General features: G+C 49.8%; 11 protein-coding genes and 2 pseudogenes. 7 read left to right on the top strand and 6 right to left on the bottom strand.

Annotated elements, in window-relative coordinates; genetic code table 11:
* Positions 1-115: 115 nt before the first annotated feature.
* Positions 116-1,129, top strand: a complete 1,014-nt coding sequence (gene tsaD, locus DSM2777_RS22265) for a tRNA (adenosine(37)-N6)-threonylcarbamoyltransferase complex transferase subunit TsaD (protein WP_025799017.1) — start codon at positions 116-118, stop codon at positions 1,127-1,129.
* 46 nt (positions 1,130-1,175) lie between these two features.
* Here the strand turns inward: tsaD and plsY are convergent, their stop codons facing one another.
* Complete coding sequence (gene plsY / locus DSM2777_RS22260) at positions 1,176-1,832, bottom strand: glycerol-3-phosphate 1-O-acyltransferase PlsY (protein ID WP_046459198.1); 657 nt, start codon at positions 1,830-1,832, stop codon at positions 1,176-1,178.
* A 228-nt stretch (positions 1,833-2,060) separates the two neighbouring features.
* Here plsY and folB point away from each other — a divergent pair, with 228 nt between their 5' ends.
* Both folB and bacA read left to right on the top strand, forming a co-directional pair.
* A complete protein-coding gene (gene folB / locus DSM2777_RS22255) occupies positions 2,061-2,417 on the top strand; it encodes a bifunctional dihydroneopterin aldolase/7,8-dihydroneopterin epimerase (RefSeq protein ID WP_046459197.1) in 357 nt (118 codons plus the stop codon).
* A gap of 137 nt (positions 2,418-2,554) precedes the next feature.
* The gene (bacA, locus tag DSM2777_RS22250; protein ID WP_043490814.1) at positions 2,555-3,373 is read left to right on the top strand and encodes an undecaprenyl-diphosphate phosphatase; all 819 of its coding nucleotides are present in this window, start codon (positions 2,555-2,557) and stop codon (positions 3,371-3,373) included.
* A gap of 60 nt (positions 3,374-3,433) precedes the next feature.
* Here bacA and DSM2777_RS22245 read toward each other — a convergent pair whose 3' ends face one another.
* The 4 genes and pseudogenes from DSM2777_RS22245 to DSM2777_RS22230 form a co-directional block, all read right to left on the bottom strand.
* Complete coding sequence (locus DSM2777_RS22245; RefSeq protein WP_061555175.1) at positions 3,434-4,681, bottom strand: multifunctional CCA addition/repair protein; 1,248 nt, start codon at positions 4,679-4,681, stop codon at positions 3,434-3,436.
* A gap of 182 nt (positions 4,682-4,863) precedes the next feature.
* Complete coding sequence (locus tag DSM2777_RS22240; protein WP_061555174.1) at positions 4,864-5,481, bottom strand: TIGR04211 family SH3 domain-containing protein; 618 nt, start codon at positions 5,479-5,481, stop codon at positions 4,864-4,866.
* Positions 5,482-5,701: 220 nt separating this feature from the next.
* A pseudogene (locus tag DSM2777_RS22235) lies at positions 5,702-6,865 on the bottom strand (inorganic phosphate transporter).
* Positions 6,866-7,020: 155 nt separating this feature from the next.
* Positions 7,021-7,701: a TIGR00153 family protein gene (locus DSM2777_RS22230; protein ID WP_046359360.1), complete on the bottom strand. Its 681-nt coding sequence runs from the start codon at positions 7,699-7,701 to the stop codon at positions 7,021-7,023.
* Between the two features lie 158 nt (positions 7,702-7,859).
* Here DSM2777_RS22230 and DSM2777_RS22225 point away from each other — a divergent pair, with 158 nt between their 5' ends.
* The 4 genes and pseudogenes from DSM2777_RS22225 to DSM2777_RS22205 all read left to right on the top strand — a co-directional run bounded on the left by DSM2777_RS22225 (position 7,860) and on the right by DSM2777_RS22205 (position 12,778).
* Entirely contained in the window at positions 7,860-9,182 is a 1,323-nt protein-coding gene (locus tag DSM2777_RS22225) for a CYTH domain-containing protein (protein WP_174521890.1), read from the top strand.
* Between the two features lie 105 nt (positions 9,183-9,287).
* Positions 9,288-12,121 (top strand): annotated as a pseudogene (gene glnE / locus DSM2777_RS22215) (bifunctional [glutamate--ammonia ligase]-adenylyl-L-tyrosine phosphorylase/[glutamate--ammonia-ligase] adenylyltransferase).
* A 94-nt stretch (positions 12,122-12,215) separates the two neighbouring features.
* Positions 12,216-12,461: a type II toxin-antitoxin system CcdA family antitoxin gene (locus DSM2777_RS22210; RefSeq protein WP_061555171.1), complete on the top strand. Its 246-nt coding sequence runs from the start codon at positions 12,216-12,218 to the stop codon at positions 12,459-12,461.
* Positions 12,461-12,778, top strand: coding sequence for a CcdB family protein (locus DSM2777_RS22205; RefSeq protein ID WP_046459190.1), 318 nt, complete (start codon positions 12,461-12,463; stop codon positions 12,776-12,778). The genes DSM2777_RS22210 and DSM2777_RS22205 overlap by 1 nt, the downstream gene beginning before the upstream one ends.
* 65 nt (positions 12,779-12,843) lie before the next feature.
* On the opposite strand, the gene DSM2777_RS22200 is transcribed toward DSM2777_RS22205, so the two are convergent.
* Positions 12,844-13,773 carry a Kdo(2)-lipid IV(A) acyltransferase gene (locus DSM2777_RS22200; RefSeq protein ID WP_061555170.1) on the bottom strand — a complete coding sequence of 310 codons (930 nt, stop codon included), beginning with the start codon at positions 13,771-13,773 and terminating at the stop codon, positions 12,844-12,846.
* Positions 13,774-13,926 lie beyond the last annotated feature (153 nt).

Raw genomic sequence — 13,926 nt, 5'->3', positions numbered from 1 at the left:
GATAGCAGGTGGTTTTTAGTCGGTTAATTTGCCACAGCACGAAAGCGGAACAGTATAGCCGAATTGTGCTATTATGCGCCACCTTAGTTGTTGGAGAAAAGTTGTTGGAGCCGCCATGCGCATTCTGGGCATCGAAACATCCTGTGATGAAACCGGTATCGCCATTTATGACGATGAACAAGGTATTTTGGCTAACCAGTTGTATAGCCAGATAAAACTACATGCTGATTACGGTGGCGTTGTCCCTGAACTGGCATCTCGCGACCATGTGCGCAAAACAATTCCCCTGATTCAGGCCGCATTAAAAGAAGCTAATTTAACGGCAAAAGATCTCGATGGTGTAGCGTATACCGCCGGTCCTGGGCTCGTTGGGGCTTTATTAGTTGGTGCCACCGTTGGGCGTGCGCTGGCTTTTGCGTGGGATTTACCTGCGGTTCCTGTTCATCATATGGAAGGCCATTTGCTGGCGCCGATGCTGGAAGATAATCCGCCTGAGTTTCCTTTCGTCGCACTGCTCGTTTCAGGTGGTCATACCCAGCTGATTAGCGTTACCGGTATGGGTCAGTATGAATTGCTGGGCGAATCCATTGACGACGCCGCTGGCGAAGCATTTGATAAAACAGCCAAACTTCTTGGATTAGACTATCCTGGCGGCCCGATGCTGTCGAAAATGGCGCAGCAAGGTGAAGCAGGGCGCTTTGTTTTCCCGCGTCCAATGACCGATCGTCCTGGACTTGATTTTAGCTTCTCCGGTTTGAAAACATTTGCGGCAAATACGATTCGTAATAACGAATCCGATGATCAAACCCGTGCCGATATTGCCCGTGCATTTGAAGATGCCGTAGTAGATACGTTGGCAATTAAGTGTAAGCGCGCCTTAGAACAAACCGGTTTCAAGCGTTTGGTTATGGCGGGTGGCGTGAGCGCTAACCGTACTTTGCGTGCTCGTTTGGCTGAGATGATGAAAAAACGCGGTGGCGAAGTCTTTTATGCGCGCCCTGAGTTTTGTACCGACAACGGCGCGATGATCGCTTATGCGGGCTTGGTGCGTTTGAAAAGCGGCGTGAATGCGGATTTAAGTGTCTCGGTTCGTCCGCGCTGGCCTTTGGCTGAATTGCCTGCGGTGTAACCCCAAAAATAAACATGAAAATGGCGACCCTAGGGTCGCCATTTTGCTATTTGTCGCTCGGTTTTTCTTCCTGAATTTCTTCTGTCGCTGGGGTAGCGGCTTTTTTGCGGTTCCTGAGCTTCTTCCAGATCTTGGTTTCTTGCCCGCGCCACAGGCGCTGAATATTGTCGTGATGGCGCATCAAAATTAAGCAGGAAAGCATCGCCACTGGGAACGTAAACTGTGGCTTGAACCACCATACGTAAAACGGAGCAACCAGCGCGCTAACGATGGCGCCTAAGGAAGAATATCCACTCAGCACAACGGTCAGCAGCCATGTTACCGTCATTAGACCGGTGAGGTCCCAGCCAATTGGCGCGATGGCACCGAACGCCGTAGCCACGCCTTTCCCGCCACGAAAATGGAAGAATACCGGATAGATGTGGCCTAAACAGGCCGCAATAGCAGTTAACCCGAGATAAAGCGGGGCAACATCAAACTTATAGGCGAGCCAAACCGGCAACATGCCTTTAAGCACATCAAAAATTAGTACCGCGGCGGCTGCGGCCTTACCGCCAATGCGTAACACATTGGTGGCTCCCGGATTTCCAGAGCCGTTCTCACGAGGATCGGGCAAGCCTGCGACACGACAGACCATAATAGCGCTGGAAATGGAGCCGCACAGATACGCGAGAATAATCATGCCTAACGCAGTCGCACTCATAACTCAGCTCCGTCTTATGTTGTTTTGTCCCCATCACCCTTCAAGTTACCGTTGCGATGTCTATACTCTTCGCTTGCCGTTTTCTGAACTCGAATGATTTAGGGTATATATCAAAAGATATAAAAGGGTATAAAGGGCAAGGGTCGTTTTAACAACCATATCTGTGGATAATACGCACATTCAAACAGAAGTGGTATCCAACCAAAGGCAAAAACAGAGAATCACGTGATGGACATCGTATTTATTGAAGAATTAACCGTCATCACCACAATCGGTGTTTATGACTGGGAACAAACCATTCGCCAGAAGCTTGTATTCGACGTTGAGCTGGCGTGGGATAACCGCAAAGCGGCGTTAAGTGATGATGTGTCAGACTGCCTTAGCTACGCCGATGTGAGTGACGCTATCATTAAACATGTTGAACCTAACCAGTTTGCGCTGGTTGAACGCGTGGCTGAAGAAGTCGCGATGATGCTGATGGATAAATTTAATAGCCCTTGGGTTCGCATCAAAGTCAGCAAACCGGGTGCCGTAGCTCATGCGAAAAGTGTCGGCGTGCAGATTGAGCGTGGAAAGCGAGTTTAATCAATCAGCTCAATGAGATTTAAATGTCATATTGGCGAAACTTTATTGATTTAGCCTAGTCACAGTCATACTTCATAAGTGACGCTCTTGCGTCACTTTTTTGCGTGCGTAGCGCTTTTGAAAAGGGTAGTACTTTTATGGATCTGCATTTGCTGATCAATGCGTTTATTCTTGGGGTTGTTGAAGGTGTTACAGAGTTTCTGCCGGTATCGTCGACGGGGCATATGATTATCGTCGGACACTGGCTTGGATTTGAAGGTGATAAGGCAAAGACCTTTGAAGTCATCATCCAATTAGGCTCGATTTTGGCGGTTGTCGTGATGTTCTGGCGTCGTCTCTTTGGTTTGATTGGCATTCATTTTGGTCAGCCACCGGTGCATGAGGGCAAAACCCAAGGGCATCTGACATTAGGCCATATCCTGCTTGCGATGATCCCTGCGGTGGTGTTGGGGCTGGTGTTCCACGATGCGATAAAAACCTTGTTTGCGCCGCGAACCGTAGTGTACGCGCTGGTCGTCGGTGGTTTCCTGCTGCTGGCGGCGGAATGGCTTAAACCAAAGCAGCCTCGTGCGGTTGGGCTAGACGATATCACCTATCGTCAGGCATTTATGATTGGTTGTTTTCAGTGTTTGGCTCTTTGGCCGGGATTCTCTCGTTCAGGCGCGACCATTTCAGGCGGGATGTTAATGGGCGTAAGCCGCTTTGCCGCGTCTGAATTCTCATTCATTTTGGCGGTGCCAATGATGATGGGCGCAACCGCGTTAGAGCTGTATAAGAGCCTGCCGTTCCTGTCTATGGCTGACTTACCGATGTTTGCGGTTGGTTTTGTTACGGCGTTTATTGTGGCATTAATTGCGATCAAAACGTTCTTGAGCGTGATTAAACGGATCTCTTTTGTTCCCTTCGCGATTTACCGTTTTATCGTTGCCGCGGTGGTTTACATGGTATTCCTGTAAAAAGGTGTACTGAGTGACTAAAAAGGCCTACGGTTTTTACCGAGGCCTTTTTTGTGGGCGTTAATCGCGGTTTTCTTCTTGCGGAGAGACGTCTTGCTTCCACTCTTTGAGCGCATTTAAACGGCGCTGTTGCAGCTCCTCACGGATTTGAGGCCCTTTGAAACCGGCATCAACAACTTCACGAACAGATACGCTTTCTGCCACTTTGCAGGCTGCACGCAGGTAATCGCCTTGCGGGTAGGGATTATTTTCAAATCCAGTACGCCCTCGGGCATCAGCTTCGCTGGACATAATCATTTGTTCCAAACGCTGTGGCTTGCGCCAAACGTCAATAGAATCAAATAGCTTAAGCAGCGTGACGGGCCGCAATTTCTCCACGGTATGGATCAGATCGTGATACTCGGCGACGATTTTTGCCAGTTCACGAATGGCGTTGGGGACGCGTAAACGTTGGCAAAGCGCTTCAACCAATTTCACGCCCGCAGGCCCATGACCGTGGTGATGTGGCCAATACTCTGGCGGCGTTAATCCCTTGCCTAAATCATGCGTTAGCGTAGCGAAACGCACGTCGATCTCATCGGTAAGCTCGGCTGCGATAGCCAATGCCATCAACGTATGAATCCCCGTATCAATTTCTGGATGCCATTTTTCGGGGGCCGGTACGCCAAAGAGATTGTCGATTTCAGGGAACAATACGGCTAACGCGCCGCAGTCACGCAGCACTTGGAAATAAACCTGTGGGCTCTGCGTGATTAACGCTTTTTCTGTTTCGCGCCAAACTCGCTCAGGCGTCAGATTTTGTAGCTCATTATCCGCCGTCATCTGTGCCATCAACGCCATTGTCTCCGGCGCGACGTGAAAGCCCAGATGAGCAAAGCGAGCAGCAAAGCGTGCAACGCGCAATACGCGCAGCGGATCTTCGTGAAATGCATCTGATACGTGGCGTAGAACCTTGTTGTTAAGATCGTTAAGGCCACCGTAAGGATCGATGAGCGTTCCGTCAGCGCTTTCAGCCATCGCATTGATGGTGAGGTCGCGGCGCAACAAATCTTGCTCTAGGGTCACGTCAGGTGCGAAATAGGTGACGAAACCGGTATAGCCGTGGCCTGATTTACGCTCGGTGCGTGCTAGCGCGTATTCTTCGCGGGATTTCGGGTGCAGAAAAACGGGGAAGTCTTTACCAACCTGCTGAAAACCTTGTGCTATTAATTCTTCAGGTGTTGCACCTTCGATGACCCAATCACGGTCATAAACGGGTAAATTCAGCCGCTTATCGCGGACGGCTCCGCCGACCAAAAAAATCTTCAAACTCACTTCCTCACAGACGCCTTTCACATTCTTCGTGATTGGATAATCCGAGAGGTGAAAGGCATAACACAGTTATTTGGATAAGATGATTTGTTAACTATAGGTTATGACAAACAGGTTACGACAAACGCACCGTGCACTGAAATAAAAAAACGCCGCAAGCGGCGTTTTCTATGAATAGATTAGTTCATCCAACGATCTTTTTTGCGTCGTGGAATTAAACGAGGCAACAGTAAGCCTAGCAGTAAGCCGCCACCGGCAACGCCGCCGCCGTATAAGAACCACTGCATAATGATGCCGCGCTTTTTATCATCTAGCTGAGTGTTGATGGCGCTAACGCTTTTCTGTGCGCTGGAGAGTTGTTCTTTCAGCTTTTGATTTTCTGATTTTAGGCCGTTGATAGTGCTGTCGCTGTTGGCCACTTTTTGCTGCATTTCCGCGGTACGCTGGTTCCAGCTGTTATCGATATTGGTCAGTTTGTCGGTCAGCGTTTTGACCTGCTGCTCTAATTCTGGCACGCGGCTACGTAAGCTCGGCTCAGTGCTCAGCTGCTCCATCGGCAACCACACGGTACGGCCTTTGGCATCGCGCACTTGACCATATTTGTTGTCCGCGTTAACGCTCAGTAGTTCAACTTCCTCACCCGCATTTAATGTTCCAACGATACGATACTGATTACCTGGGCCGCTGTGAACGTAGGTATTCAGCTCATCGGAAATGTAGCGCTTCTCTTCAGCGTGAGCATTCAGCGTGAAGCAGGTGGCGAGTAGTGTTAAACAAACTAAGCGAAATTTATGCATCTGATTTTCATTTTTAAGTGGGTGAAGAGACAAAATAGTACGGGGAACAGTGTGGCGACGCAATGAAAAATCCGAAATGGGAACTATCTGACTTCTAAAGCGGGTCGCTACACTGTTTGGAATGCATGGCTAAAAATTAATGGGCCTGATAATTGCTTATCAAGCCCGATGTTTCATCTATTTATTTGGCTTTCATCGACGGTTTGACGAAAAGCACGAATTAGCCAAACAGTGCCTGTAAAATATAAAACAGCACGATAGATAGCCCCGCGCCAGCTGGCAGGGTAATAATCCACGAAGCCACAATGTTGCGTACCACGTTAAGATTTAACGCCGCAATACCACGAGCGAACCCCACGCCTAACACCGCACCCACCAGCGTTTGCGTGGTGGAAATCGGTAATCCGGTTCCAGAGGCAATCACAACGGTAGACGCAGTCGCAAACTGAGCGGCAAAGCCTCGGCTCGGGGTAAGATCGGTGATGCCGCTGCCCACGGTTTCCATCACGCGTCGCCCCATTAATGCCAGCCCAACCACGATGCCTATGCCGCCTAGCGGTAATATCCACCAGACGATAGGTGACGTGGAGGCGAGCGCTAAGGGATCGTGCACAATGGCTACGATGGCCGACAATGGGCCAATCGCGTTGGCGACATCGTTTGAACCATGGGCAAATGCCATGGCACACGCGGTAATCACCATCAGCAAACTGAAAACTTTCTCTACGCCTCGGAAATGGTCTTCCTCATCGGAAGTATCGGTGAATGATTTACGGGATAGGTAAAAATAACCACCGATCATCACTAACAGAGATAGCGCAATCGAGATGATCCATGTTTCACCGTTGGTCAGGTGCAGCCCAACGTGTTTAAGGCCCTTTTTGATGGTGACCAACAGAATAACCAATGAGGTCAAAAACATATAAATCGGGCCATAGCGGCGTGCATTGGCGAAAGGATTATCGGTATTAAAGATTAAACGCTGGGCGCTGAGGAAAATACCGTAAGCCACCACGCCAGAAATCAGCGGAGTAATAACCCAACTGCCCACGATACCTTTTACGCCACCCCATTCCACGGCGTCTGGCCCAACGGAAACACAGGCGAAGCCAATAATAGCGCCAATGATGGAGTGCGTGGTTGAAACTGGCCAGCCCATCATTGAGGCTACGATGAGCTAGATCCCCGCCGCCAGCAATGATGCCATCATGCCGAAAACCAGCACGTCTGGCTGTGCGCTGAACGCGCTGGTATCAATGATGCCGTTGCGGATGGTCTGAGTAACTTCTCCACCGGCCAGATAGGCTCCGGCAAATTCAAAAATCATGGCGATAATAATCGCCTGACGGACGGTGATTGCGCGAGCGCCAACGGAGGTGCCCATTGCATTTGCAACGTCATTAGCCCCGATACCAATCGCCATCAGCAGGCCGAAAAATGCCGCGATGAAAATCAGCAAAGTGCCGTGGTCAGCAATAATTGCCATTTGTGTTAGTCCAAAATATCAAAAGATTAAAATTAACAGTGAGAAACCCATGACTACGTGCGAGCTAACATAAGCTCAAGGCGTGACCCCACGCGCAGTGATTCATCGGCAAGGCTGCCGATCCATTCCATGACCTGATACAGGCACATCACATCGATAGGGTTATACTGTGGCTCGAGCGCCAACAATGCCTGACGCAGCAAGATTTGTTGATGGTCGGTATCATCTTCAATGTGATCCAACTCCATCACCATTTGCTCAACCAATGATGCTTCGCGCCCGCGGAAGCCGGTTTCTAACAGTTCGTCCAGTTCGTGGATCACTTTATTGGCCTGCGTGGTAGCATCTAGGCAGCGCTGCAAATAAACCATGAAGTCGGTTTGCATTGATTCCGGTACCATGAGATGGCGGCCGATAACTCGGCCAGCAATATCTTTAGCGCGATTAGCTAAACGATCTTGCTGAGTCACGAGATCGAGCATATCGGTTCGATCCACCGGTAAAAACAGTCCGCGTGGTAGCTTGAGGCGAATTTCTCGTTTTAGCGCATCAGCCTGTTTTTCCAGCATGGAAATTTGCTCGCGAAGATGTTGAGCATTTTCCCACTGTTGTTGAGCCGTGGCTTGAAAGAAAGGGACGAGCAGCGAGCAACATTGGTGCACGCTGCTGGCATGTTCCTGAAGTGGTTTCAGGGGAGACTTGGCAAACAATCCTAATATAGTATTTACTGGCATCACTCATGCACCTTTTGATGGTTTTCTGCGCAAAAGTTGTCAGAAGGGTGCGCATGTTAACTGATGTGTTTTATGTTGCACACCATTTTTGTATTTCAGCCTGAACTTATTGATATAGTTCGGTAAAACCTTAATGTGAACCAATTATGACCGAAGCTATGAACGTCGAAATCGAACTAAAATTCATCGCTACTCCTGAAGTAGCGGAACAACTTTCTCAGCGTTTGGCTCCGTGGCCAAATGTTCATACTGCGGCGCAAAAACTCACCAATATCTATTATGAAACTGCCGATAACACCTTGCGTAGTTATGACATAGGTTTGCGCATTCGCGGATACGGCGATCGTTACGAAATGACGCTTAAAACCGCGGGCAAAACCGTGGGAGGGTTGCATCAGCGCCCTGAATTTAACGTTGACCTCAAGGCCGCTGAATTAGACATTCATTTGCTTCCTGCGGAAGTATGGCCAGAAGGCTGCGATCTTCAGGCGCTTCAAGCTGCGCTTTCACCGGTGTTTAGCACGCATTTCACCCGAGAAAAGTGGGTGGTTACTTACCGTTCGAGTGAGATTGAGGTGGCGCTGGATCAGGGCGAAGTGAAAGCTGGTGAGCTCAGCGAGCCTTTATATGAAATCGAACTGGAGCTGAAATCAGGTAGCCGCGAAGATTTGCTCTCTTTTGCCCAAGAACTCACGGCAGAAGGTGGTCTGCGTTTAGGTAGCTTGAGCAAGGCCGCACGTGGTTATCACTTGGCAAAAGGCAATCCGGATCGACAGATCGTTCCATTAGGCATACTAAAAGTTGCGCCAAAGGCTAGCGTTGAACAGGGCATGAGCGATGCCTTTACCTTCGCGCTGCGCCACTGGCAGGCTAATGAAGAAGTTTGGCTGCACGGTGACCGTAAAGCCCAAAAAACCGTGCTTGAGGCAATCGAGCTGCTACGCCAGATTTTTGCGTTATTTGGCGGCTTGGTGCCGCGTAAGGCGAGCACTGCGCTGCGCGCGGGTCTTACCGAGCTAGAAGAGCAGTTGGCAACGCCGCGTCTCGACGCTAAAAAAGTCTGCTTTAGCCCGCTGTATCTGAATACCCAGTTAGCGCTTACTCGCTGGATAGCTACCGCAGAATGGCGTTCTTTCGTTACTGATAAAACGCAAACCAAGCTAAATGGCTCGTTCAAACGCTTCGCCGATATCATGCTGGGGCGTACCGGTGCTGAATTGAAAGAAGCCTTTGAACATGTACAGCACGGCGGCGAGTATCAGGACAAATATGTGCGTTTGGTTCGTCAGTTGCTGCTGTTCCATGTGCTTTCAGGGGCCTACCCTGAAGAAGCTGTAGCGGAGTATTTATCTGGCTGGCAAACGCTGCAGCAGGCGATTATTCAGAAGCAAGATGCCTACATTGAATCTACACGTAAGCATGCAATGGATCAGCCTACATTCTGGTTAAATGGTACTCAAAAACCTTCCGTCAACGACTAGCTGGATAGGCTAATTGGCTCTCCTCCCTGAGGCTAGGGAGGAGACAGAATAACTTACTACATCATCGTTTTCGTCTGCAAATAGGCGTTTATTCAGGGAGTGTTTATGTCTGAGTCTGCTTCTCGCGTGCTTCCCCCTTTGCTTGAGGCTCAGGCCGCGCAAATCTCGGAGCGTTTGGTTATTTCCTCTTTTGAAGACCGCAGCGCGCTGGCGCTGAGCGATTTCATGAGTGAAAACTTTATCGCGCATCCCGAATGGTGGCAGCAACTGCATGACACTCCCCCCAGCCTGATGAGTGGAAAAATTATGCTCATTGGTTGGATGAACAATTAATCGACGCTAATGATGAAGTGAGTTTGATGCGCGTGCTACGGCTGTTTCGGCGTCATATGCTGTCACGAATTTCATGGATGCAATCGCTTAAACTCTGTGAAACGGGTGATACGCTGCGCAAATTAAGCGAACTGGCTGAAACGCTGATTATTACTGCGCGCGATCGTTTATATCAAACCTGCTGTGCTGAATGGGGTACGCCGTGCAACGTGCAAGGTGAACCACAGCCCTTGTTGATTTTAGGCATGGGGAAATTAGGCGGCGGTGAGCTGAACTTTTCATCGGATATCGATCTGATTTTTGCTTACCCTGAAAGCGGAGTGACGCAAGGTGGACGGCGTGAGTTAGACAATGCCCAGTTTTTCACCCGCTTGGGACAGCGTTTGATCAAAGCGCTCGATCAGCCCACGGTAGATGGATTTGTTTATCGTGTTGATATGCGCCTGCGCCCGTTTGGAGATAGTGGCCCGTTAGTGCTGAGTTTTGCCGCGCTTGAGGATTACTACCAAGAACAAGGGCGTGATTGGGAACGCTATGCGATGGTCAAAGCGCGTCTGATGGGCGGCAATGAAGACGCCTATAGCCAAGAGCTACGCCGTACTCTGCGCCCATTTGTCTTCCGCCGTTATATTGATTTCAGCGTCATTCAGTCGCTGCGCAACATGAAAGGCATGATTGCCCGTGAGGTTCGCCGCAGAGGCCTGAAAGATAATATTAAGCTGGGTGCTGGTGGTATCCGCGAAATTGAATTTATCACGCAGGTTTTCCAACTGATTCGCGGCGGGCGTGAACCGTCTTTACAGCAGCGCGCGCTCCAGCCCTCTCTGTTGGCAATTGGTCAGCTTGGCTTACTCAAGACTGAACAAGTTGCAGAACTGACTGAAAGTTATCTGTTTTTACGCCGGTTGGAAAATCTCCTTCAGGCTATCAATGACGAACAAACCCAAACGCTGCCCAACGATGAACTGAATCAGGCTCGCTTAGCTTGGGGAATGGGCGTTGCGGATTGGGCACAGCTGATGGCGCAGCTAGAGCAAAAGATGTTGGCTGTGCGGGCTATTTTTAACGAATTAATTGGCGATGATGAGAGCGAAGAAGAAAGTGCGGAAGCACCGCGTGAGCAGTTTGCCGCTCTGTGGCAAGATTTGCTGGATGAACGCGATCTCGACCCCTTCACGCCGCAGTTAGAGAGCGAGTCTCGGCAGCTATTGCTGCGTTGTATCAATGACTTCCGCAGCGATGTGGATAAGCGCACCATCGGACCCCGTGGTCGCGAAGTGCTCGGCCAACTGATGCCAGCGCTACTTGGTGAGGTTTGTGCCAGAGAGGACGCGGTCCGCGTGCTGCAACGTTTAACTCCGCTATTGCTCAACATCGTCACGCGCACCACGTATCTGGAATTGCTGGTGGAGTATCGCGCAGCGATGAGTCAACTGATTCGCCTGTGCGCGGCATCGCCGATGGTCGCGACGCAGCTGGCACGCTATCCGCTGCTGCTGGATGAATTGCTCGATCCGAACACCTTATATCAACCTGTTCCCCAAGATGCCTATCGTGATGAGCTGCGCCAATATTTGATGCGGGTTCCGGCTGATGATGAAGAACAGAATCTTGAGGCGCTGAGACAGTTTAAACATGCGCATCAGCTGCGAATTGCTGCCAGCGATATTTCAGGGGCACTGCCGGTGATGAAAGTTAGCGATCATCTCACCTACCTTGCTGAGGCGATGATTGATGCGGTAGTGCAGCAGGCATGGACACATATGGTTGGGCGTTATGGTCAGCCGACGCATCTACAAGGGCGTGAAGGGAGAGGGTTTGCGGTGCTCGGCTACGGAAAACTGGGCGGTTGGGAGCTAGGTTATAGCTCCGATCTCGATCTTGTTTTCTTGCTCGATTGTCCTGCTGATGTGATGACCAGCGGCGAGCGCAGCATTGATGGCCGTCAGTTCTATCTGCGCTTGGCGCAGCGCATTATGCATCTGTTTAGCACGCGGACTTCATCAGGGATTTTGTATGAGGTGGATGCCCGTCTTCGCCCCTCAGGGGCCTCTGGTATGCTGGTGAGCACCGTTGAGTCCTTTGGCGAGTACCAGAGAAACGAAGCGTGGACGTGGGAACATCAGGCCTTGGTACGTGCTCGTCCTGTTTATGGTGACGTGCAAATCCATCAGCAGTTTGATGCGATCCGTCATGAGATATTGTGTCGTTCAAGAGAAACGAACACCTTAAAGACTGAAGTCCGTGAAATGCGTGAAAAAATGCGCCAGCATCTGGGCGGCAAGCATCGCGACCAGTTTGATATTAAAGCCGATGAAGGAGGCATTACGGATATTGAATTTATCGCTCAATATCTGGTGCTTAACTATGCCTCGCAAGAACCCCGACTCACGCGTTGGTCAGACAACGTGCGTATTTTTGAGCTAATGGCCAACTACAACATTATGTCAGACGAAGAAGCGGCGGCGCTGACGCAGGCCTATGTGACGATGCGTGATGCGATCCATCATTTAGCTCTGCAAGAGCAGTCGGGTGCCGTCGGGCTGGATGCATTTGTTGCTGAGCGTGAACAGGTGCGCCGTAGCTGGGCGACGTGGTTAGAGTAGAGAATAAAATCTTTGCGAAGCTGTGCGCAAATTTCAACCGTTTCTCTTTTTGTTGCTCTATAATGCGCATAAATTATGCGCATGGAGTTTCGTGATGAAACGTAGAACGCTTCTGACGGGAAGTAAAAAGGCGGTGAATGTGAGCATCGATCAGGGACTGATTCAGCAGGCTAAAGCACTCAACATCAATTTATCTGCCGTGATGGAAGAGGCTTTGCAGCAGGTTGTCATCGCAGAAGGGCAGCAACAGTGGCTTGATAACCATCAACAAAGCATTGCTGCCTATAATCAGGATGTTGAAGAGAATGGCGTATTCAGCGATGGCCTGAGGTCTTTTTGATGAGCCAGTTTGCCGTCTATAAAAACCGAGATCGGACTTCTGCTAAACGATTCCCGTATCTGTTGGATGTTCAGCACGACTTTTTATCGTCGCTGGCGACCCGAATGGTTATCCCATTAGGGCTAAAAACCGCATCATCGTTGGCTGAACAAGAGCGACTGATCCTGAGCTTTAAGATCGAAGAACATGAGGTGTTATTGATGACGCCGCAGATGGCTGGAGTCGCGCTGTCGCAGCTAGGAGAGCAGGTCGATGATTTGGGGTATTGCCGAGACGATATCGTGGGCGCGATGGATTTTCTAATATTTGGTTATTAGTGGTTTCTTCCCTGAAACCTATCTTCTTTGAAATCTATTTAAGCAATAAGCTTGAGTTCTCTGAGCTAGTAGCGTGAAGGCATGTCTTTGGGGCGAGTCTTAAAGCGGCGATGCATCCACATGTATTGGGTGGGCGCGCGTAAGATCTCTTGCCCGACGACTTTATTCATAGCGATAGCGGCGACGGTTTCGTTTTCCAATGGGAAATCTTCTAACCGTGGCTGAATCACCATGGTGTAGCCGCTGCCGTCTTCTGCTCGAACTGCGTTAAACGGGATAATGGCCGGTTTGCCCATGCGAGCCAGAATGTAAGTGCCGGTTGTGGTGGCAGCTTGTTCAACGGCAAACAAAGGCACAAAAACGCTGCTACGTGGGCCATAGTCATGATCGGGCGCGTACCAGACGATCTCACCCTCTTTGAGGGCGCGGATCATGCCCTTAACGTCTTTACGATCGAGCATATATTTATTGGAACGCAGGCGTCCCCAAGTTTGCATCCAGTCCACAACTTTATTGTCGTTAGGACGATAAACACCGACGCCAGGATTATGAACGCCAAAAATACGTGCGCCCAATTCTAACGTTAGGAAGTGCAAACCAATCAGCAATACACCTTTGCCTTCTTGCTGAGCTTTAGCGATGTTTTCTAGGCCTTCAGCTTTGCACCAGCGATTAATGCGCCACGTTGGCCAAAACCAAGCCATACCGGTTTCAATGAGCCCCATACCAACGGACTCAAAATTTTTGGCAACTTTTGCTCTACGCTCAGCGTCACTCATTTCGGGGAAGCAAAGCTCTAAATTGCGTAGAGAAATTTTTACCCGGCGTTTCATAAATTTCATCGCGGTTCTACCTAACCACGTTCCAAATTTATACAGCCATGGATAGGGCAGAAGCACTAAAATATATAGCACTCCCAACCCCAACCAAGTTAACCAGTAACGTGGGTGCAGTAATTCGCGCTCGAATTTCGGGTAAACATGATTGTCAGCCATAACGGGGAAATCAGAACCTCGCTGAATGAATTGAGATTCTATTGTATACATAAATTACGTGGAGTTGCAGTCAGCGAGCAGCTACACCCCGCAAGAAGGGTGTAATAGAAATAGCGCTGGGTGTGATAATATCGCGCACAATCTTAGTCTTTT

Origin of the sequence: Obesumbacterium proteus, assembly GCF_001586165.1 — a bacterium.
GTDB lineage: Bacteria > Pseudomonadota > Gammaproteobacteria > Enterobacterales > Enterobacteriaceae > Hafnia > Hafnia protea.
Note: the sequence above shows the minus strand (reverse complement) of the source record. Positions and strands in the feature narration are given on the sequence as shown.